The organism is Myxococcus qinghaiensis, assembly GCF_024198215.1.
GTDB classification, from domain to species: domain Bacteria; phylum Myxococcota; class Myxococcia; order Myxococcales; family Myxococcaceae; genus Myxococcus; species Myxococcus qinghaiensis.
The window spans coordinates 164,002-183,571 of record NZ_JAKCFA010000010.1 but is presented as its reverse complement, the minus strand read 5'-3'; the positions used below and the strand labels follow the sequence as shown (position 1 = coordinate 183,571).

The following is a 19,570-nucleotide window of genomic DNA, read 5'->3' as shown; positions in this document are numbered from 1 at the left end:
GCTCTTCCTCAGCCCACGAAGACGATGTGCTTGCCGGTGGCGAGCGTCATGTCCGTGGAGGACATCACCTGCTTCACCTTCTTCACCTCGCCGCCCACGGTGTCGAACGCCGCCGCGATGAGGTCGCCCAGCGTCACCTGCACCTGGCGTGCGTGCTTCCCAGCGCCCGACACCGCCCGAGCCGTCGTCGCCTTCACCTGCCGAGCCTTACGACGGATGACCTGCCCACCACTCCGCTGAGTCTTCGCCATGGTTCTTCTCCAAGGATGAGGGATGCACCGCGCCACCACACCGACCCGCCACCGCCGCCGCCGCCCGCCTGCCCCCAGCCCAAGAGCAACCCACGTGCCGAAGCTCAACCCCGCGACTTCACTGGATTTGGCCGCCCGCACCGGCCCCGCGCTTTGTGCAGGACTGCCAATTTTTCAGTCCGGACTGCGATCTCCGCACGACATGTCAGGCCCACCCGCATCCGCGCACCCGCGCCCCAATCCTCCCACGCGAGTGTTTGAAACCTCACACGAGACATCAAGACATGGGTCAGCCTTACCCCCAATGTGAAACGTATTCACGCCAGCGGAAAAGTTTAAACATATCAGTCAATTTGAAAAGACTTGAGAAAACGGCTTCAATGCGTGGCACCGCTTCGCGAGGTCATCCACGTATGGAATTGAAGACCCCTCCCTCAGTCCATCCCACCCCGCCCACCTTCGCAGCCTTCCAGGGCGTGGAAATCGTCGGACAGTCCATCCTCGCCATCGTCAACGGGATGGAGCTGGCCCAGGCCCGCGCGCTGCGAATCCTCGCGGAGAACGGCATCACTCCCCTGGAAGCGAAGACGTGGTACCCGATGCCATCGCTGTTGAAATCCTTCAGCCTGGTGTTCGAGAAGATTGGCCCCAGCACGGTGCGAACGATTGGCCGGAAGATTCCAGACAGCGCGCACTTCCCTCCGGATATCGACACCCTTGAAAAAGGGCTGCGCGCGGTGGACCTGGCGTACAAGATGAACCACCGGGGCAAGGGCAACATCGGGGGTTACCACTACGAGCCGGTGGACAAGCGCAACGCGAGGATGCGCTGCGACAATCCCTATCCGTGTGACCTGGACTACGGCCTGTTAGAGGCAATCACGGACAGGTTCCGTCCCAAGGATTCGCTTTGGGTGCGTATTGAACATGACCCCAAGAGCTGTCGCCGTCGGGGAGATGGGGCCTGCACGTACAACATCAGTTGGTAGCGCACATCGCTGGCCTCCAGGGCCGCGTGGCTCCCCCACTCGGACCTGGGCGTGTCGTCTAAAGACACTCCGCCAGGGCCGAGCGGAGACATGCATCCGGGAGGGACATCCATGAAGGCCGTGCTCCAACACATCGCGGTGTGCGAGGAGCGGTTCGCCTCGCACCCTTTCTTCGCGGACCTGAAGCAGGACCGCCCCATAGAACAGGTGATGGCGTTCGCGCCTCGCCTCACCTTCTGGGTGATGACGTTCCAGGACGTGCTGCGCCTCAACGCGCACTTCATCCAGGACGCTCACCTGAAGGAGCTCGCCACGCACCACCATGCGGAGGAAGGCGGGCATGACCAGTGGTTCGAGGAGGACATCGCCCAGCTCACCGGGGGCTCGCTGAGCATCGGCACGCTCTACGGCAAGGCCCACGCGAAGACGCGCGACGCGGCCTACTCCATCATCAGCGAGGTGTACCGCTCGGTGGATGACCGGCTGCGCATCGTCCTGCTGTGGGCGCTGGAGTCCACCAGCCACGTGTTCTTCAGTCGCACCGCGGTCATCAGCGCGGCGCAGGGCGCGGACGACAAGCTGAAGTACTTCTCCGACCACCACATGCAGGCCGAGCAGCAGCACGCCATGTTCGAGCAGCAGCTGGCGGAAGAGCTGGAGGCGATGGTGCTGGAGCCGGCGGTGCGCGACGACGCCCTGGCCATGGTGAACCGCATCTACGCGGCCTTCGACACCATGTTCGACGGGCTGCGCATCCACCTGGAGCACGAGCGCGCCGACCAGACGGAGCCGCGACGCGCCACGCTGGCGCCCGCCCCGAAAGTGGAGGCCGAGGAGCCCTTCGAGGTGGACGAGGCCGACTTCAGCGACGTGGCGCTGGAGGTGGACCGGGCCGCCTGAGCCGTCAGGCCCGGCGGGCCCGCTCTCAACAGCGGGCTACTTCGATGGCGGGGAGAGCACCAGGATGAGCTCTCCGCCCACGTACTTGCCCGCCTTCTGGTAGACGGCGCCCTGACGGCCCAGCTCCACGTCCAGCGTGGGCTGGCGCGGGATGGCCACGCGCACCGTGGCGGTGCCGTCCTTCATGCCCAGCAGGAGCAGCGACGCGTTGCTGCCGTTGGGCAGCTTCACCTCGGTGGCCGTCTTCGCGCCCACTTCCAGCTTCTCGTTGGACAGGCGCTTGAAGGACGTGAAGTTGAAGTTCTGCTTTTCGAACTGCTCCTTCATCTTCGCCAGCTCCGGGGGCTCCACTTCCGAGCCCTTCTTGGAGGCGAGCACCACCTCCACCTGGACGCTGACCTTCTGCTCCTCCTGGGCCTGCCCCACCACCGGCATCAGCAAGCCCAGGCCCAGCACGGCCAGCAGCAGCCGGCCGGACGACACGTTTCTTCTCACAGGGGACCTCCCGAGGGGCGCTCCACGTCGGTCTTCGGCTTGCCCAGGGGCTTGGGCCCCTTGCCATTGTTGCGAAGCCCGCCGCCAATGTCCTCTTCCAGCTCCTCGTCCTCTTCCGACGGGGAGCCGTCCTGCGTCTCTTCGTCCACCAGCCAGATGATGGTGCCACCGTTATCGGTTTCCATCACCACCGGCGCCACGCGGGCGTCCCGGTAGGGTTGGATGGACTTCACCGTCATCCGCTCCGCGCCATAGCCCACCGGGGCCCTGTCGCTGAGGAGCAGCGGCAGCCCCACCAGCACGAGCACCGCCGCCGTCGCCAGCGAGGAGACCATCGCCGTGCGCTGGTAGAGGAACATTTCAGACAGCGCCAGCTTCAGCCGCTCCAGGAGGGGCGGCTTCTCCGGCGTCACCCGCGCCATGACCTTCTGCGCGAAGTCCTTGAAGTCGACGTCATCCACCGCCATGTCCAGGCCGACCCTGAGCAGGCCCGACTCGGCCCGCAGGTCCGCCGCGCGCCCCGTGCAGTCGCGGCACGCGCCCAGATGACGCTCCACGTTCACCCGCTCCGCGGGGGTCAGCTCCCCGTCGACATACGGGGAGAGCATGGGGACGAAACGCTCACATGCGGGATTTCCGGCCATAACCTTCACCCTGCTCGGTGGTGGAAGCTGCGAACGCTGTGACGCGGGGGTCCCTCAGATATTCGAGGGCCCTTCATTCGCTGCCCACTCCGCTCTTCGCTTCGTCCAACTCCAGGTATTCACTGAGGATTTTCTGGACCTTCGCCCGGGCATGGAAGAGGCGGCTCATCACCGTGCCCTTGGGGATATCGAGCGTCCGGGCCAGGTCCTCGTAGGACATGCCCTCAATCTCCCGGAGGAGCAGAATCGCGCGGTGCTTCTCGGGCACGGTGGCGAGCGCTTCCTGGATCTTCTCCGCCAGCTCGCGTCGCAGCGCGCTCTTCTGGGGGTTGGTGCCCAGGCGGCTGCCCAGCGCGCCGATGCGCGCCTCTGACAGGTCCATGGCCTGGGTCTCATCGAACTCCACCGCCTCGCCTCCACCTCCGCGCTTGCGCAGCACGTCGATGCAGATGTTCACGGTGATGCGATAGAGCCAGGTGTAGAAGGACGAGTCGCCCTTGAAGTGGTCCAGGTACTTGTAGACCTTGACGAACGCCTCCTGGGAGACGTCCATCGATTCCTCCTTGTCCTTGAGCATGCCGAGCGCGACCGCGTACACCTTGCGCTGGTAACGCTCGACGAGGAGTTTGAAGGCGCGCTGGTCGCCGCTCCGGACGCGCTTGACGAGTGTAAGGTCGTCGGTTGCCAATGGGTGCGGCAACGTACCACAAGCCGGCCAGCGCCGAGGACTTTCCGCCGCGAGGCAGTCTCCTGGCCCCTCTCCCTAGAGGCTCACGAGCGCCAGCACGAGGAGGGCGATGCCCACCAGGGCCAGCATGGCCCCGAAGGCCGCCCTGTCCCAGTGCCCCTGCGCCACCGCCCCGTCCTCGGGGTCCGAGCGGAACCGGTGCAGCACGTTCCAGAGCATCTGCGGCCCCAGTCGCTTGCCCGAGGAGCGGCGCCGGCCGTCGGAATCCGAGGGTTGGTCATCGGACTCCTCGGACTCGGACGCCCGGAGCCCCAGCGGCGCGGGGCCGCCCCGGAGCGTGTCCGGTCCCCGGGCCTGCGTGGCGAGCCCTGCCTCGGCCGGCCCCTCTTTGCGGACGGCGGCCTCCGAGTGGAGGACCTCCGGGGGCGGCTCCAGCCGGACGGTGGCCACCCGCTCGCGGGCCTCCTCGGGCGTCCCGGCCGTCAGCACCCACAGGCCCTGCGTCACGCCGTCCTGGCCGGTGCGCGCGTCGCGCAGCTCCGCGAAGCCCTGGGCCTTGAGCGAGTCGCCAAAGGCCTCCTGCCCCTCCTTCTGGGGCGGCTGGGCCACGGCGGCCTCGGCATAGGCGGCGAAGAAGGCCCACAGCCGGGTGGCGCGCTCGCTGCTCGACAGCTGCGAGGGCTTGAGGTGCTGGGCCAGGAGCGCCGCGTCCGAGCCGAAGCGCAGGCCCAGCTCCTCCTGGCCCGCCACCTTCTCGAGCCCGGGAGGAATCAGCTCCGCCACCTTGCGCACCGGCGCCCGCTCCTGGCCGCCCAGGGTGGGATGGCCACCGGGGATGGTGCCCTCGGTCCGAAAGGCGTCGCCCTTCTCACGGCCCCCACCCGCCAGCCCGCCGCCCTCGGGGACCTGGGGCATGGCGCGCGGCACTCCCGAGGAGGATTTGAGGAGGAGCCGGGCGAGCTGGCCGAAGCCTGAAGTGATGCGCGAGGAAGAGGACATGGGCGCGGCCTCGTCATCCAGCGTGGAAAGGGGCGTCTCCAGCACGTCCCCAGTGGGCTCCGGCTCCGCCGAAGGACTCCGGGAGCCTAACGCGGGAGTGTCCTGAGGGCTGTTTCGAGGGATGAACGAAGTGTCCGGCAGTGACGGTGTGCCCCGGGGTCCAAGGCCGGGCTCCCTCCGAGGCGCCCCGCCCCTGCCCGCCCGGGAGCCGTCACGAGGCCCCCTCATGTCGCCGACGTGGCCCATTTCCCAGATTCTCGCCCCGAGCGAGGAGTGGGTTGCGGCCCGTCACTCGCCTTCGCGCTCCACCTCGACGGGCGTCGTCATCCCGTTGGCGTCCAGCCGCACGCGGTAGACGGAGTTGAGCCCGTCCCCGTCGAAGTCGCCGCGCGCCAGGCACGACACCTCGGGCTCCCCCACGGGGCTCTCCTGCACCACCACCTCGTACTGGAAGCGCACCTTCTCCCCCGGCTCGAAGCCCAGGTGGTGGAAGACGTCGTTCTCCGGGAAGGGCACCGCCTCGCCGCCGCGCGGCACCTCCCGGGGCGTGGGGCCCGCGACTTGATAGGCGCCGTGCTCATCGCGGTAGGCCTGCACCGCGTCACAGAGCGCCAGCACGTTGAGGCGCGCCTCGGTGTCGGTGGGACGCTCGCTCGACTGCCGGGCGTTCCGGAGGGCGAGCACGCCGAGCACCGCGGCGATGACGCCCAGCCCCAGGGCGAAGAGGGGCCGCTTCATGCGGCGGGTGCCACCCGTCGGAGGCGGCGGGGACATGGGCGCGTCGTCGTTGGAGGGCATGGTCCTCAGCCCTCCGGCTTCCAGGCGGCCCAGTCGCGAGGCTGCCGCAGCACGTCCACCAGCCGCGACTCCCAGGTTCCGGGCTCCGGGTGGTGGTCATAGCGCCAGCGCGTCTGGGGCGGCAGGGACATGAGGATGGACTCGGTGCGCCCGCGCGTCTCCAGGCCGAAGACGGTGCCCCGGTCATAGACGAGGTTGAACTCCACGTAGCGCCCGCGCCGCACCTCCTGCCAGAAGCGCTGGGCCTCGGTGAAGGGCGTGTCCTTGCGCCGCTCGGCGATGGGCAGGTACGCGTCCAGGAAGGCCCGGCCGCAGTCGCGCACGAAGTCCAGCTCGCGCTCCAGATCCCCGCCCATGTTCTCGAAGAAGACGCCGCCCACGCCGCGCGTCTCCTCGCGGTGGCGCACGAAGAAGTACTGGTCACACGCGGCCTTGAAGCGCGGGTAGTACGTCGCATCGTGCTGGTCGCACGCGGCCTTGTGCACGCGGTGGAAGTGCGCCGCGTCCTCTTCATAGAGGTAGTACGGCGTCAGGTCCGCGCCGCCGCCGAACCACGCCTTGCCGCCCTGATGGATGAAGCGGTAGTTGGCGTGCACGGTGGGCACGTGCGGGTTGCGCGGGTGGAGCACGAGGGAGATGCCGGCGGCCCAGAAGGAGCGCCCCTCACCCTGGAGCTTCTTCGCGAACTGGTCCTCCAATTCGCCGAACACCACCGACGTGTTGACGCCCGCCTTCTCCAGCACGGCGCCGTCCTCCAGCACGCGGCTGCGGCCGCCGCCCCCGCCAGGCCGCGACCAGGCGTCCTCGCGAAAGCGCCCCGTGCCGTCCAGGCGCTCCAGCGCGCCGCAGATATCGTCCTGCAGCGACTGGGTGAAGGAGGCCATCCGCTCCTTCAGACTCTCCACGTCCACCTTCGTCATGCCTGCTCCTGGCGATTGCCGCTACGGCGCGGAGTAGTCGGCCGGCGCCTCGAAGTCCACAGGCGGAACGGGGGGCGCGTTGTGGCCCGCCGCATCGAACGCCTCGATGCGCGCCCGGTAGCTGCGGCCGTCCTCCATGGCGAACGTCCCGCTGCACGCCTCGTGGCCGATGAAGGCCGTGTTGTTGTGCACCGGCACCACGTACTGCTGGACGCTGGGGCCCGGACGGCGCGGCTCCAGCTTCACCACGAGGTACGCGGGGCTCTCCTCCTTCAGCGACAGGTTGAGGCGCACGAAGCGCGCGGTGCCCTGGGCCGTGCGGCGCAGGAAGCCCTCCGAGACGGCGGGGCGCTTCTGCCAGCGCGGCGGCTGGGTGTCCGCGCCCTTGCCGGTGTTCCACTCGGGCAGCACCCCGCCCCGGCCGTTGAGCACGGTGACGTTGGGCAGCACCTCGTCGAGCCGCAGCGTGTAGCGCTTGTCCGGCTCCAGCTTGCCCACCACCTTGAGGACGACGGTGGCCCGGCCCAGGCTGCTCTCCCAGCCGCGCTGCGCCTTCACCTCCACCTCGTGGTCGCTCGCCACCAGCCGCAGCTTCTTGCCCACCAGCGCGACGACGGGCTCCCGGGCCGTGCCCACGCCTTCCAGCAGGAACCGGCTGTTGATGGGGACGATGGCACCGGGCGTGGGAAACAACTGCACGCCGTCACCCAGGCACTGGGCGGAGGCGGTACGAGCGCACAGCAGCACGAACAACGAGACGAGGATTCGGAGCACGATGTCCCGAGTCTGCGCCGCTGCGGGATGGATTCCAACCCGTTCAGCGCGCGCGGCGATATGAGCGGCACGCACGGTGCGTCTCCAGGAGTGCCCCCGGGCCCGCGGGCGCGCGCTCCACCCGTCTTCCCCGGGGAATTCCGAGAACATCACCATGCGCTCACGCCTTTCGACGTGGGTGACGGTCGGCGGCCCCCGAGTCAGTGCATGCCGCCGTCGTCCTCGCGCAGGACGATGGCGCCGTACTTGGCCTCGTAGCGGTTGAGGTTGTCCTGCATGGCCAGCATCAGCCGCTTCATGTGCTTGGGGCTGGTGATGATGCGCGAGCGCACCTTGGCCCGGAGCTGCTGCGGCTGGACGTAGATGAAATCCAACGTGAATTCCGTGTCCGTATGGTTCACGAGGGCCATGTTCGCGTACTGACCATTGGCGACGTCCTCGTCGATTTGAATCTGCAACTGCATGTCCGGGGGCTTCGGAGTGTCCGCCATGTGGCATGGGGCATAGCGCCTGCGCCTCCGCGTGGCCAGCCTGTCTTCCATGATGGATGCCCTGCTCGCCATGGACGCTGAGAAGACGGAGCCCTTCGAGCTGGGACGGGGCCCCGACGCGTGTCTGTTGCTGCACGGCTTCACGGGCAGTCCCTGGGATGTGCGCCCCTTGGGAGAGGCGCTGGCGGCGCGGGGGATGCATGTGGTGGCGCCGCTCCTGCCGGGCCATGGCACGACGCCCCAGGCGCTCCTGGGAGTCACCTGGCGCGACTGGCGGGAGGCGGCCCGGGAGGCCCTGGACGGGCTGCGGGGTCACCGGAGCATCTTCGTCGCGGGGCTGTCCATGGGGGCGCTGCTGGCGCTGGGGCTGGCCGCGGACCATCCGGAGCAGGTGCGGGCGCTGGCGCTCGTCGCCCCGGCCATCCGCTTCCGGGGGCCTCGGATGATGCTCATCCGTCAACTGTCGCGCACGCCGCTGTTGGAGTGGGCGCGGCCGTGGGTGGAGAAGACGGGCACGGACATCTCGGACCCGGTGGCCCTGGCCGACGCGCCGGTGCTCTCCGGCTTCCCGGTGGCGCGCCTGAGGGATTTGGTCACCCTGCAGGACGAGGCGGCGCGACGTGTGTCGGGGGTGCGCTGTCCGGTGCTGGTGGCGGTGGCCGAGCAGGACCACGTGGTGGACCCGGAGGGAGGACGGTGGCTGGCGCGCCGGCTCACCGCGTCTCCGAGCGTGCGCGTCGTGTCGCTGCGACGCGGCTTCCACGTCATCCCCCGGGACGCCGACGGCCCCCTGCTCGCGAGCGAGGTGGGGGGCTTCCTGACGCAGTGGCGTGACTTCGGGGAATGGGAGCCACAACCGGCGGGCGCGTGACGGAGGCTCGGGACGCGGCGAAAAGCGCCGTCCCCGTATATCAAGGGCTCGAACATGCCTGAGTCCGACACTCCTCCTCTCGTCGAGCTGCGTGACGTCACCAAGTCCTATGCCGAGGGCGACACCGCGCGCGAGGTGCTCTCCGGCGTGCGGCTGACGCTGCGCCGGGGCGAGTTCGTGGTGCTGCTGGGCCGCAGCGGCTCGGGCAAGTCCACGCTCCTCAACCTCATCAGCGGCATCGACCTGCCCACGCGCGGCGAGGTGCTCATCGACGGCCGGAACCTGGGCACGATGAGCGAGCGCGAGCGCACGCTGCTGCGCCGCGAGCACGTGGGCTTCATCTTCCAGGCGTTCAACCTGCTGCCCACGTTGACGGTGGAGGAGAACGTGCGGCTGCCGGTGGAGCTCAACGGGCACGACGCGGCGGAGGCGAGCGCGAAGGCCCGGGCGCTGCTGGAGCGCGTGGGACTGGCCACGCGCGCGAACAGCTTTCCGGACCGGCTCTCCGGTGGCGAGCAGCAGCGCGTGGCGGTGGCGCGGGCGCTCGCGCACTCACCGCCGCTGCTCCTCGCGGACGAGCCCACGGGCAACCTGGATGAGGCCACGGGGCGACAGGTGTTGGATTTGCTGGAGGGCCTCACGCGGCAGGGCAACGCGTGCGCGTTCGTCGTCACGCACGAGCCGGGCCTCGTCGCCCGCGCGGACCGGGTGCTGGAGATGACGGGCGGACGCCTGGTGGAACGCGAAGCGCCGCGAAGGGAGCCCCGGTGACGAATCTCCTGGTGCGCTCCAGCCTGCGCCACCTGGGGCGCCACCCGTGGCTGACGGCGCTGTCCCTCTTGGGCATCGCCCTGGGTGTGGCGGTGGTGGTGTCGATTGACCTGGCGAGCGGCAGCGCGCTGCGCGCCTTCGAGCGCTCCACGGACGCGGTGACGGGGAAGGCCACGCACCAGCTCGTGGGCGGCACCTCCGGGCTGTCCGAGGACGTGTATCGGGACTTGCGGCTGCTTCCTGACGCGCCCGTGTCCGCACCGGTGGTGGAGGGCTACGTGCAAGCCACGGTGGGCGACCGGCGCACGCTCACGGTGCTGGGGGTGGACCCGTTCGCGGAGACGCCCTTCCGGGACTACGCGGGTGACGAAGCCGTGGGCGACGTGGGCGCGCTGCTCACCCAGCCGGGCACGGTGCTCTTGAGCGCGCGGGCCGCGCGGGCGCTGGGCGTGGAGGCCGGTGGGCTCCTGCCGGTGCGCGTGGAGGGCCGAGAGACTTCGCTGCGGGTGGCGGCGCTGCTGGCGCCCACGAACGAGGACACGGCGCGGGCGCTGGAGGCGCTGGTGCTGACGGACGTGTCCACGGCGCAGGAGGTGCTCGGGCGCGTGGGACGGCTGACGCGCGTGGACCTGAGACTGACGGGCGGAGACGCGCAGGTGGAACGACTGCGCGCGAGCCTGCCCACGGGGACGGAGGTGGTGCGCGCGTCGGCGCGGGCCAGCACGGTGGAGCAGATGACGAAGGCGTTCCGCACCAACCTCACCGCGCTGTCGCTGCTGGCGCTCGTGGTGGGCATGTTCCTCATCTACAACACGATGACGTTCTCCGTGGTGCAGCGGCGCGGATTGCTCGGGCGGCTGCGCGCGGTGGGCATCACCCGGGGCGAGCTGTTCGCGCTGGTGCTGGGCGAGGCGCTGGTGCTCGGCATCGTCGGCACGGTGGCGGGACTGCTGCTCGGCATCCTCCTGGGGCGCGGGTTGGTGGGGCTCATCACCCAGACCATCAACGACCTCTACTTCGTGGTGAGCGTGCGCGGGCTGGTGCTGGAGCCCTTCACGCTGGCCAAGGGACTGGCGCTGGGCCTGGGGGCCACGGTGCTGGCGGCCCTGGTGCCCGCGTGGGAGGCGGCCCGCTCCGCGCCGGCGACGACGCTGCGCCGCTCGACGTTGGAGGACGTGTCGCGCACGCGCGCGCCGAAGCTGGCGCTGCTCGGAGTGCTGGTGCTGGCGGGAGGCGTAGGGCTGCTGGGGTGGCCCACGCAGGCGCTGGTTCCAGCGTACCTGGGGCTCTTCTCGGTGCTGATCGGCGCCGCGCTGCTGGTGCCGTGGGTGACGGAGCGGCTGTCTCTCTTCGCGGCGGTGCCCCTGGGGTTCGCCTTCGGACTGCTGGGACGCATGGCGGCGCGCGGCGTGAGGACGAGCCTCAGTCGCACGGCGGTGGCACTGGCGGCGCTGATGGTCGCGGTGGCGACGACGGTGGGCGTAGGCCTGATGGTGTCCAGCTTCCGCGGCACGGTGTTGTCGTGGCTGGAGTCGTCACTGCTGGCGGATGTGTTCATCTCCCCGCCCTCGTTGGTGGCGCGACGGGGAGACTCCACGCTGGCGCCGGGCCTGGTGGAGCGACTGCGCACCCTTCCGGGCGTCTCCGGCAGCAGCACCCTGCGCGTGACGCGGGCCCGGGTGGACGGCGTGCCCACGGACCTGCTCGCCGTCGACTTCAGTCGCTCTCCGGCGCGGCCCTACCAGTTCAAGCAGGGGGACGAGGCCGCCGTGTGGCGCGAGCTGGATGCGTCGACGGAGGCGCTCATCGTCTCGGAGCCCTTCGCGTTCCACCGGGGCGTGGGCGTGGGCGACACGGTGAAGCTGGCCACGGACCGGGGGCTTCAGGCCTTCCGGGTGGCCGGAGTGTACTTCGATTACGGCTCCGACGTGGGGACGATGCTGATGCCTCGCGCCACGTACGAGCACTGGTACGAAGACAGGGGTGTGAGCGGCGTGGCGCTGTACGCGTCGCCGGGGCAGGACGTGGACTCGCTGGTGACCGCGGTGCGAGCGAGCGCGGGGGACGAGCAGGCCTTGCTGGTGCGGGCCAATCGCTCGCTGCGACAGGCGTCGATGGAGGTGTTCGACCGCACCTTCACGATTACCCAGGTGCTCCGGCTGCTGGCCGTCGGCGTGGCCTTCGTGGGGGTGCTCAGCGCGTTGATGTCATTGCAGCTGGAGCGGGCGCGCGAGTTCGCGGTGCTTCGGGCCACGGGACTGACGCCTCGACAGCTCTGGGGGCTGGTGTCGCTGCAGACGGGGCTCCTGGGTTTGCTGGCGGGGTTGTTCTCGATGCCGCTGGGAGTGGGGCTGGCGTACATCCTGGTGCATGTCATCAACCAGCGGTCCTTCGGCTGGACCGTGCGGCTGGAGGTGACGCCGGAGACGCTGGGGCAGGCGATGCTGCTGGCGTTGGTGGCCTCGGCGCTGGCGGGGCTGTACCCGGCGTGGAAGATGACCCGTGCCAATCCCGCGTACGCGCTGAGAGAGGAGTGACGCCATGAGCAACGGCCGAGGGCTCGTCATCGGAACGGCGGTGGTGCTGGCGGCGCTGGCGGTGGCGGCGTACGTCGTCACGCGCGAGACGGAGCCTCCCGTGCTCGCGAGGAGCGGGACGCTGACGGTGGCGAAGGCGCTCGGTGGGGGCGATGGTGGCACGGAGGGTTATGCGCGCGCCTTCGAGTCCCGGGCATTCCACTTCCCCGAGGACCACGGCCCCCATCCGGAGTTTCGCACGGAGTGGTGGTACTGGACGGGGAACCTCGAGACGACGGATGGGCGGGCGTTCGGATATCAATTCACCCTGTTCCGCAACGCGCTGGCACCCGAGGCACCGGCGCGCGACTCCGCGTGGGGCACGCGGCAGGTGTACCTGGGGCACTTCACGGTGACGGACGTGGCGGCGGGCCGGTTCCACGTCGCGGAGCGCTACAGCCGCGCGGCACTGGGGCTCGCGGGGGCGACGACGCAGCCGTTCAAGGTGTGGCTGGAGGACTGGGAGGCGGCGAGCGTGGGTGAGGCGACGTGGCCGGTGCGGCTGCGCGCCCAGACGGACGACGTCACGCTGGAGTTGTTGTTGGAGCCGGGCAAGCCGCCGGTGCTCGAAGGCGACCGGGGCTTGAGCCAGAAGAGCGCCGAGCCGGGCAATGCGTCGTATTACTACTCAATGACACGCATGCCGTCTCGCGGCACGGTGCGGCTGGAAGGACAGACGTACGCGGTGACGGGTGAGAGCTGGATGGACCGCGAGTGGAGCACGAGTGCCCTGGGCGAGGACCAGGTGGGCTGGGATTGGTTCTCGCTGCAGCTCTCGGATGGAAGCGAGCTGATGTATTACCAATTGCGGCGCGATGACGGGACGGTGGACCCGTTCAGCTCGGGGACGTGGGTGCCACCGGCGGGCGCGGTGGACAGCGCGTCCGTGCACCTGACCCGGGATGACGTGAAGCTGGCGGTGCTGGACACGTGGAAGAGTCCGCGCGGCGGGGTGTATCCGTCGAAGTGGAAGCTGGGCGTGGAGAAGCTCGGGTTGGAGCTGACGGTGATGCCGAAGCTCGCGGACCAGGAGCTGCCGGTGAGCGTGCGCTACTGGGAGGGCAGCGTGGACCTGGACGGCGTGCGTCAGGGCCAGCCCGTGAAGGGACGCGGCTACGTGGAGCTGACGGGGTACGCGGACACTGCGGCCTCGACACGACGGCCGGAGGCCCGGGCCCGGGGGACTCCGGAATCCCGAAGTACGCCAACAACAGACACCCCACGACACTGACCACGGCAGTCTGATTTCAGTGTGCCCTTGGCGGCGAGGCTGGAAGAAAGCCTATGCTTCACCCCTCACCTGGGGGGGTGTCATGAGTCATGACAGTGAAGCGAGCGCCAGTCCTCGAATGTCCGCCGTCGCCATTGAGCAGGTCGAGGTGCATCCCGCGCCTCCGGAGACAGGGGCCGTCACTCCCGTCCCCCTCCCACAAAACCAGCGACTGATGCTGCTCACCACCGCGCTGCCGCTGCTCAGCGTCGCGGTGGCGTGGTTCGTCGCCCCGGGCTGGAACTACATCGCCGCGTCCGCCGTGCTGCTCGCCTTCCTCGCCGTGCTCGGACAGAGCATCACCGGAACTCCCTTCGGCATCCTCATCAGCGAACGCAACATCATGAGCCTGTCTCGCTTCCAGGCCGTCACCTGGACCGTCATCGTCATCGCCGGCTACATGACCATGGTCATCGCCCGCGCGAAGACAAACACCCCCAATGCCGTCGACGTCGCCATCCCCCAGGAGCTCTGGTGGGCCATGGGCATCTCATCCACCTCCCTGCTCGGCACACCCCTGCTGCTCAGCGGCAAGCGCTCCAAGACGCCTGACGCCAGGGCCGTCGCATCCACCGCCGCCCAGCTCTCCGAGAGCCCCGACGACATCCACGCCCACTGCCAGGGCGCCCTCTACGCCAACAAAGGCATCCAGGACGCTCGAATCTCAGACATGTTCCAGGGCGACGAGGTCGGCAACACCGCGCAAATCGACCTCGCCAAGGTGCAGATGTTCTATTTCACCGCCATCGCCGCGGTGAGCTACTTCGTCGACATCTCCATGGCCATCCGACGCGGCTCCCTCACCAGCCTCCCAGAGCTCTCCGAAGGCCTCGTCGCCCTGCTCGCCATCAGCCACGGCGGCTACCTCCTCAGCAAGACCACCGACCACTCCAACTCCAAGCCCTCCTGAGCCATGCGCCCGCCGCGCCATGGAGCTGCTCGCCGAGGATGGCGCCCGCGTCGCCCGGAGCGTCCTCCCCTTCCCCGTAAGACGCCCCCACCCCAAGCGACCTGCCAGACAAGCCCCCTGAAGACCGCCCGGGTGGGTGCATGCGGCACACGGACTTCCTCGAACGAAGACTTGTGATGACCCACTGACCGAATTACCATCTTGGTCAATGAGTTCCGACCCGCGCATCGCCATCCTCAAGGCCGCCGGCGAAGTCTTCGCCCGGTTCGGCTTCAAGAAGGCCTCGGTGGAGGACATCGCCAAACGCGCGGGCGTCGGCAAGGGCAGCATCTACCTGCACTTCGAGAGCAAGGAAGCGCTGTTCGAGGCGATTGTCCGGCAATCCCACGAGATGAGCCTCGCCGAGCTCAAGGCGAGCGTCCAGCGCGCCACGACGCCCGAGGCCCAGGTCCGCGCCTACATCCGCTGCAAGCTGGAGCAGAGCGTCCGCAAGCCCGACGGGGAGCGCCTCGAAATGGCCACGCTCTTCGAGCTGGGTACCCAGGTGATGCACCTCGTGCCCCAGATGCAGGAGGCAGACGCGGCCATCCTGGCGCGCGTCATCGAGGACGGGGTGGCGCAGAGGGCCTTCTCCGTCAGCGACCCCCCACTGGCGGCGCGCGGCTTCGTGGAGCTCATCGTGATGCTCGTCCCCAGGCTGATGACCCAGGAGACCTCTCCCCTGACGCTCCAAGCCCTGGACGCCACCTTCGAGATCTTCATCCGCGGCCTCCTGGCCTCACCCGCCTCCAAGCCCCCCATGAGCTGACACCCCACGGGCCCCACTCCGTGCCCGGAGGGTTGGGGTGTTCGTTTGCCCGGGACTGACCAGAAAACCAAATCAGTCATTCAGTGCCGGAAGCTCCATGAAGTCCCCGGCCCCACGACGAGGAACGCAGCGATGAAGACGACCTGGAAGGCAGCAGTGGTGGTGGTGGCCGTGGTGGCGGGTGCGTGTGGCGGCGGAAGCAAGCCCGTGGCGCCCCCTCCCTCGGCGCAGGCCGCGCAGAAGCCCGTGGGCGTCAAGGCCGTCACGCCAGCCACGAAGCTGGAGGCGAGCGTCCTTCAGGCCACCGGCAGCGTGCGCGCCAAGCAGGAGGCGACGCTGAGCGCGGAGGCCTCCGGCACCCTCACCAAAGTCACCGTGAATGCGGGCGACGCGGTGAAGCGTGGCCAGGTGCTCGCGCAGCTCGACACCTCCAACGCGCGCCTCACCGCCAACCAGGCCCGCGCCGCCAAGGCCGCGGCTGAAGCGGCGCTGGAGGGCGCGAAGACAGAGGTGGAGCGGGCTCGGACGCTGGCGCAGTCGGGCAGCCTCGCGCGCGCCTCGCTCGACAAGGCCGAAGTGGGCTACCGCCAGGCGCAGGCCCAGGCCGAGCAGGCCGCGGCGGTCCTCGCCAGCGCACAGGAGGCGCTGCGCGACGCCACCCTCACCGCGCCCTTCGACGGCGTCATCACCACGCGCAGCCGCAACGAGGGCGACTACGTGACTCCGGGCACGGCCATCTTCGGCCTCGTCAACCCACAGGCGCTTGAGGTGCGCGCGCCGGTGCCCGAGGCCTTCGTGGACCGCGTGAAGGTGGGCACCATCGTCAAGGGCACGCTCAACCCCTCCGGTGCGCCCTTCGAGGCGAAGGTGCGGAGCCTCGGCGCCGTCATCGACTCGCAGACGCGCACCGTGGAGGTGCTCGCGGATGTGCTGCCCACGAAGGACGATGGGGCGAAGCTGCGCGCGGGCGCCCTGGTGGAGCTGGACTTCTCCAACATGATGGCCACCGACGACGCGCCGGGACAGGCGGGGGTCTTCCTCCCCTCGCAGGCCGTCAACTCCAAGGGCCAGCAGGGTTTTGTCTGGGTGGTCCAGGACGGCAAGGCGCAGCGCCGTGACGTCAAGGTGGAGCGCGTGCTGCCCGGCTTCGTGCGCGTCGTCCATGGGCTCGGCCACGAGGAGAGCGTCGTCGCCGACGCCAGCCTGCCGCTCCAGAACGGCGTCGCGCTCCAGGTCGTGCAGTAGCCCTTCTCCTCCCTCCCTTCTTCGACGAGCGCCACTGCCATGCTCCAGACCTTCATCAAACACTCCGTCTTCACCGTCATGCTGATGGCGGCGGTCGTCGTCTTCGGCCTGTATGCCTATCCGCGCATCGGCGTGGACCAGTACCCCAACGTCGACATCCCCGTCGTCACCGTCACCACGCTCTTGCCGGGCGCGGACCCCGAGTCGATGGAGAAGAACGTCTCCGACCCGCTCGAAGAGGCGCTCAACACGCTCAACGGCGTGGACGAGCTCAACTCCATCAACCTGGAGAACGTCAGCCAGGTCACCATCAGCTTCAAGCTGGGCACCAACGTAGACGTCGCGGCCCAGGACGTTCGCGACCGCGTGCAGGCCACGCTGCGCGAATTGCCCGGCGATATCGAGACGCCCGTGGTGGAGAAGTTCGACATCGGCGCGGCGCCCATCCTCACCCTGTCACTCTCCGGCGCGCTGCCCATCGAGGAGCTGACGCGCGTGGCGGAGGACGTGGTGAAGCCCTCGCTCCAGAGCCAGGCGGGCGTGGGCAGCATCGGCGTGGTGGGTGGCCGCGAGCGGGAGATTCAGCTCGTGGTCGACCCGCAGCGGCTGCGCGGCTACGGGCTGGCCATCGGCGACGTGAGCCAGGCCCTCCAGTCGCAGAGCGTGGATTTGCCCGGCGGACGCGCCACGCAGGGAGGCCGCGAGCGAATCGTCCGGCTGACGGCCGAGGCGCGCAGCGTGGAGGAGATTGGCGCCATCATCGTCGCCAGCCCCAACGGCACACCGGTGCGCGTGCGTGACGTGGCGGCGGTGGTCGACGGCGCACAGGAGGCGCGGGGACTTGCCCGCTCGGACACGGGCACCGCGCTCGCCCTCGTGGTGCGCAAGCAGTCGGGCGCCAACACGGTGCAGGTGGCGGAGAACGTCAAGGAGTCGCTCGCAGAGCTCAACGCCGAGCTGCCCCAGGGCGTGACGGTCAGCACCATCAGCGACAACTCGACGACGATTCGCGCCTCCATCCACGCGGTGCAGGAGGACATGCTCATCGGCGGCGTCCTCTCCGTGCTCATCGTGCTCTTCTTCCTGCGGGACTGGCGCTCCACGCTCGTGTCGGCTGTCGCTCTGCCGGTGAGCGTCATCGGCACCTTCGCGGTGATGGCGCTGCTGGGCTTCACCTTCAACATGATTACGATGCTGGCGCTGACGCTCTCCATCGGCCTGCTCATCGATGACGCCATCGTGGTCATCGAGAACATCGTGCGGCACCTGGAGGAGGGGAAGACGCCGATGAAGGCGGCGCTGGAGGGCACCTCGCAGATTGTCATCGCGGTGCTCGCGGTGACGCTCGCCATCGTCGCCGTGTTCATCCCCGTGGCCTTCATGGAGGGGACCATTGGCCAGTTCTTCTACCAGTTCGGCGTCACGGTGGCCGTGGCGGTGCTCATCTCCTACGCGGTGTCGATGACGCTCACGCCCATGCTCTCCAGTCGCCTGCTCAAGGGCCACGTCCACAACGCGCCCCGCAACCGCGTGAGCGCCGCCATCGAGCGCGGGCTCGTGGGGATGGAGCGCGGCTACCGCCGCATCCTCGACTGGGTGCTGGGACGGCGCGCCCTGGCCATCGGCGTGGCGGTGGGGGTGCTGGTGCTGACACTGGGCATGGCCCGCTTCCTCAAGTTCACCTTCATCCCTCCCTCCGACAACGGCGCGGTGCGGGTGACGCTGGAGCTGCCCGTGGGCTCCACGCTCGAGGACACCGAGCGCGAGCTGGAAATCGTGGCCGCGCAGGTGCGCCCCCTGGAGGGCGTGAAGGAGACGTTCAGCACGGCGGGCGGTGGCACGCTCGAGGAGGTGCACAAGGGAGAGGTGCTGGTGAACCTGGTGCCGCGCAAGGAGCGCGCCTTCGACCAGGAGTCCTTCAAGGTCCGCCTGCGCGACGCACTGGCCGAGCGCCCCGGGGTGATGCTCTCCGTCCAGGACGTCTCCGGCGTCGGCGGTGGTGGCCGCACCCAGCAGGTCCAGTACGTGCTGCGCGGCACGGACTGGCCCCAGGTCGTCGCGTCCAGCGAGAAGCTGCTCGCCACGATGAAGTCCCACCCCGGCTTCACCGACGTGGACACGACGTTCCGCAGCGGCAAGCCGCAGTTCGACGTGCGCGTGGACCGCGAGCGCGCCGCGCAGATGGGCGTGCCCGCGGCCCAGGTGGGCGTCGCCCTGCGGGCCTACCTGGGGCGCGACGAGTTCATGACGTACCGCGAGGGCGGCGAGACGTATGACGTGAAGCTGCGCCTGCCCGACGCGACGCTCGCCTCCGAGGAGGCGCTGGGGCAGCTCACCGTGCGCACCACGGGCGGGCAGTTGGTGGAGCTGCGCAACGTGGCCAGCATCACCCCCTCCGAGGGCCCGGTGCAGATTGACCGGATGAACCAGAAGCGGCAGATAACGCTGCTCGCCAACCTGGCTCCCGGCTACACCCTGGGCGAGGGCATGAGCTACCTCACCGCGCAGGCGGAGCAGGTGCTGCCCCAGGGCGTGGTGGGAGGCTTCGCCGGCAACGCGAAGGAGCTGAACAAGACCGTCGGCGCCTTCGCCACCGCGCTGGGGCTGGGCATCCTCCTGCTGTACATGATTCTGGCGGCGCAGTTCGGCAGCTACGTCCACCCGTTCACCATCATGTTGTCGCTGCCCTTCGCGCTCATCGGGGCCATCGGCGCGCTGCTGCTGTCGGGCCATGCCCTGTCGATGATTGCCCTCATCGGCGTCATCATGCTGATGGGCCTCGTCGTGAAGAACGGCATCCTGCTGGTCGACTTCACCCAGCAGCTTCGAGACGCCGGCAAGAGCGCTCGCGACGCGCTGCTGGAGGCCGCGCCGGTGCGCCTGCGCCCCATCCTCATGACGACCATCGCCATGGTGGCCGGCATGATTCCGGTGGCGCTCGCCAAGGGAGACGGCGCCGAGACTCGCGTGCCGATGGCGCTCGTCATCATCGGAGGCCTCATCAGCTCCACGGTGCTGACGCTGGTGGTGGTGCCCGTCGTCTACTCGCTCCTGGACGGGCTCTCCGCTCGCTTCAGCCGTCGCAAGAGTGGCGTCGAGGCGTCGGAGGAAGTGGCCACGCCGGGCGTCCCGCTCCTCGCGGAGGAGGGCTCCCACTGAGACACGCGCCC

19 protein-coding genes are annotated in these 19,570 nt (G+C 69.2%); 10 read left to right on the top strand and 9 right to left on the bottom strand.

The window, feature by feature from the left end:
- Nucleotides 1–8 precede the first annotated feature (8 nt).
- Nucleotides 9–251 (bottom strand): chaperonin, encoded by a 243-nt coding sequence (locus tag LZ199_RS20645; protein WP_163864153.1) that lies wholly within the window; start codon nucleotides 249–251, stop codon nucleotides 9–11.
- 413 nt (nucleotides 252–664) lie between these two features.
- On the opposite strand from LZ199_RS20645, the gene LZ199_RS20640 reads away from it, so the two are divergent.
- Both LZ199_RS20640 and LZ199_RS20635 read left to right on the top strand, forming a co-directional pair.
- The gene (locus LZ199_RS20640; RefSeq protein WP_253995446.1) at nucleotides 665–1,240 is read left to right on the top strand and encodes a hypothetical protein; all 576 of its coding nucleotides are present in this window, start codon (nucleotides 665–667) and stop codon (nucleotides 1,238–1,240) included.
- A 111-nt stretch (nucleotides 1,241–1,351) separates the two neighbouring features.
- The gene (locus tag LZ199_RS20635) at nucleotides 1,352–2,140 is read left to right on the top strand and encodes a hypothetical protein (protein ID WP_253995445.1); all 789 of its coding nucleotides are present in this window, start codon (nucleotides 1,352–1,354) and stop codon (nucleotides 2,138–2,140) included.
- 36 nt (nucleotides 2,141–2,176) lie between these two features.
- Here LZ199_RS20635 and LZ199_RS20630 read toward each other — a convergent pair whose 3' ends face one another.
- The 8 genes from LZ199_RS20630 to LZ199_RS20595 form a co-directional block, all read right to left on the bottom strand.
- Nucleotides 2,177–2,635, bottom strand: a complete 459-nt coding sequence (locus tag LZ199_RS20630) for a hypothetical protein (protein WP_253995444.1) — start codon at nucleotides 2,633–2,635, stop codon at nucleotides 2,177–2,179.
- A complete protein-coding gene (locus LZ199_RS20625) occupies nucleotides 2,632–3,279 on the bottom strand; it encodes an anti-sigma factor family protein (protein WP_253995443.1) in 648 nt (215 codons plus the stop codon). Before LZ199_RS20625 ends, LZ199_RS20630 begins: the two co-directional genes overlap by 4 nt.
- A 73-nt stretch (nucleotides 3,280–3,352) precedes the next feature.
- On the bottom strand, nucleotides 3,353–3,967 hold the full coding sequence (locus LZ199_RS20620; protein ID WP_253995442.1) for an RNA polymerase sigma factor: 615 nt from the start codon (nucleotides 3,965–3,967) through the stop codon (nucleotides 3,353–3,355).
- 75 nt (nucleotides 3,968–4,042) lie between these two features.
- The gene (locus tag LZ199_RS20615; RefSeq protein WP_253995441.1) at nucleotides 4,043–5,011 is read right to left on the bottom strand and encodes an Immediate early protein ICP0; all 969 of its coding nucleotides are present in this window, start codon (nucleotides 5,009–5,011) and stop codon (nucleotides 4,043–4,045) included.
- A 243-nt stretch (nucleotides 5,012–5,254) separates the two neighbouring features.
- Nucleotides 5,255–5,704 (bottom strand): hypothetical protein, encoded by a 450-nt coding sequence (locus LZ199_RS20610; protein ID WP_407667224.1) that lies wholly within the window; start codon nucleotides 5,702–5,704, stop codon nucleotides 5,255–5,257.
- 65 nt (nucleotides 5,705–5,769) lie between these two features.
- Nucleotides 5,770–6,684, bottom strand: coding sequence for an oxygen-dependent coproporphyrinogen oxidase (gene hemF, locus LZ199_RS20605; protein ID WP_253995439.1), 915 nt, complete (start codon nucleotides 6,682–6,684; stop codon nucleotides 5,770–5,772).
- 21 nt (nucleotides 6,685–6,705) lie between these two features.
- Nucleotides 6,706–7,461 carry a hypothetical protein gene (locus LZ199_RS20600; RefSeq protein ID WP_253995603.1) on the bottom strand — a complete coding sequence of 252 codons (756 nt, stop codon included), beginning with the start codon at nucleotides 7,459–7,461 and terminating at the stop codon, nucleotides 6,706–6,708.
- 197 nt (nucleotides 7,462–7,658) lie between these two features.
- Nucleotides 7,659–7,949 carry a DUF3467 domain-containing protein gene (locus LZ199_RS20595; RefSeq protein ID WP_141641313.1) on the bottom strand — a complete coding sequence of 97 codons (291 nt, stop codon included), beginning with the start codon at nucleotides 7,947–7,949 and terminating at the stop codon, nucleotides 7,659–7,661.
- Nucleotides 7,950–8,019: 70 nt separating this feature from the next.
- On the opposite strand from LZ199_RS20595, the gene LZ199_RS20590 reads away from it, so the two are divergent.
- From LZ199_RS20590 to LZ199_RS20555, 8 genes are all read left to right on the top strand, one after another.
- The gene (locus tag LZ199_RS20590) at nucleotides 8,020–8,820 is read left to right on the top strand and encodes an alpha/beta hydrolase (protein WP_253995438.1); all 801 of its coding nucleotides are present in this window, start codon (nucleotides 8,020–8,022) and stop codon (nucleotides 8,818–8,820) included.
- 54 nt (nucleotides 8,821–8,874) lie between these two features.
- Nucleotides 8,875–9,591, top strand: a complete 717-nt coding sequence (locus LZ199_RS20585; protein WP_253995437.1) for an ABC transporter ATP-binding protein — start codon at nucleotides 8,875–8,877, stop codon at nucleotides 9,589–9,591.
- Nucleotides 9,588–12,128 carry an FtsX-like permease family protein gene (locus LZ199_RS20580; protein ID WP_253995436.1) on the top strand — a complete coding sequence of 847 codons (2,541 nt, stop codon included), beginning with the start codon at nucleotides 9,588–9,590 and terminating at the stop codon, nucleotides 12,126–12,128. The genes LZ199_RS20585 and LZ199_RS20580 overlap by 4 nt, the downstream gene beginning before the upstream one ends.
- A 4-nt stretch (nucleotides 12,129–12,132) precedes the next feature.
- On the top strand, nucleotides 12,133–13,398 hold the full coding sequence (locus LZ199_RS20575) for a lipocalin-like domain-containing protein (protein ID WP_253995435.1): 1,266 nt from the start codon (nucleotides 12,133–12,135) through the stop codon (nucleotides 13,396–13,398).
- A gap of 82 nt (nucleotides 13,399–13,480) precedes the next feature.
- Nucleotides 13,481–14,347: a hypothetical protein gene (locus tag LZ199_RS20570; RefSeq protein ID WP_253995434.1), complete on the top strand. Its 867-nt coding sequence runs from the start codon at nucleotides 13,481–13,483 to the stop codon at nucleotides 14,345–14,347.
- A 208-nt stretch (nucleotides 14,348–14,555) separates the two neighbouring features.
- Entirely contained in the window at nucleotides 14,556–15,155 is a 600-nt protein-coding gene (locus LZ199_RS20565) for a TetR/AcrR family transcriptional regulator (protein ID WP_253995433.1), read from the top strand.
- Between the two features lie 132 nt (nucleotides 15,156–15,287).
- Nucleotides 15,288–16,400, top strand: a complete 1,113-nt coding sequence (locus LZ199_RS20560) for an efflux RND transporter periplasmic adaptor subunit (protein WP_253995432.1) — start codon at nucleotides 15,288–15,290, stop codon at nucleotides 16,398–16,400.
- 39 nt (nucleotides 16,401–16,439) lie between these two features.
- Nucleotides 16,440–19,559, top strand: coding sequence for an efflux RND transporter permease subunit (locus LZ199_RS20555; RefSeq protein ID WP_253995431.1), 3,120 nt, complete (start codon nucleotides 16,440–16,442; stop codon nucleotides 19,557–19,559).
- The last annotated feature ends 11 nt before the right edge of the window (nucleotides 19,560–19,570 follow it).

Coding starts and splice junctions, on each gene's coding strand:
- LZ199_RS20645 (WP_163864153.1), bottom strand. CDS start 251: ATGGCGAAGACTCAGCGGAGTGGTGGGCAGGTCATCCGTCGTAAGGCT.
- LZ199_RS20640 (WP_253995446.1), top strand. CDS start 665: ATGGAATTGAAGACCCCTCCCTCAGTCCATCCCACCCCGCCCACCTTC.
- LZ199_RS20635 (WP_253995445.1), top strand. CDS start 1,352: ATGAAGGCCGTGCTCCAACACATCGCGGTGTGCGAGGAGCGGTTCGCC.
- LZ199_RS20625 (WP_253995443.1), bottom strand. CDS start 3,279: ATGGCCGGAAATCCCGCATGTGAGCGTTTCGTCCCCATGCTCTCCCCG.
- LZ199_RS20610 (WP_407667224.1), bottom strand. CDS start 5,704: ATGAAGCGGCCCCTCTTCGCCCTGGGGCTGGGCGTCATCGCCGCGGTG.
- hemF (WP_253995439.1), bottom strand. CDS start 6,684: ATGACGAAGGTGGACGTGGAGAGTCTGAAGGAGCGGATGGCCTCCTTC.
- LZ199_RS20595 (WP_141641313.1), bottom strand. CDS start 7,949: ATGGCGGACACTCCGAAGCCCCCGGACATGCAGTTGCAGATTCAAATC.
- LZ199_RS20590 (WP_253995438.1), top strand. CDS start 8,020: ATGGACGCTGAGAAGACGGAGCCCTTCGAGCTGGGACGGGGCCCCGAC.
- LZ199_RS20585 (WP_253995437.1), top strand. CDS start 8,875: ATGCCTGAGTCCGACACTCCTCCTCTCGTCGAGCTGCGTGACGTCACC.
- LZ199_RS20575 (WP_253995435.1), top strand. CDS start 12,133: ATGAGCAACGGCCGAGGGCTCGTCATCGGAACGGCGGTGGTGCTGGCG.
- LZ199_RS20570 (WP_253995434.1), top strand. CDS start 13,481: ATGAGTCATGACAGTGAAGCGAGCGCCAGTCCTCGAATGTCCGCCGTC.
- LZ199_RS20565 (WP_253995433.1), top strand. CDS start 14,556: ATGAGTTCCGACCCGCGCATCGCCATCCTCAAGGCCGCCGGCGAAGTC.
- LZ199_RS20560 (WP_253995432.1), top strand. CDS start 15,288: ATGAAGACGACCTGGAAGGCAGCAGTGGTGGTGGTGGCCGTGGTGGCG.
- LZ199_RS20555 (WP_253995431.1), top strand. CDS start 16,440: ATGCTCCAGACCTTCATCAAACACTCCGTCTTCACCGTCATGCTGATG.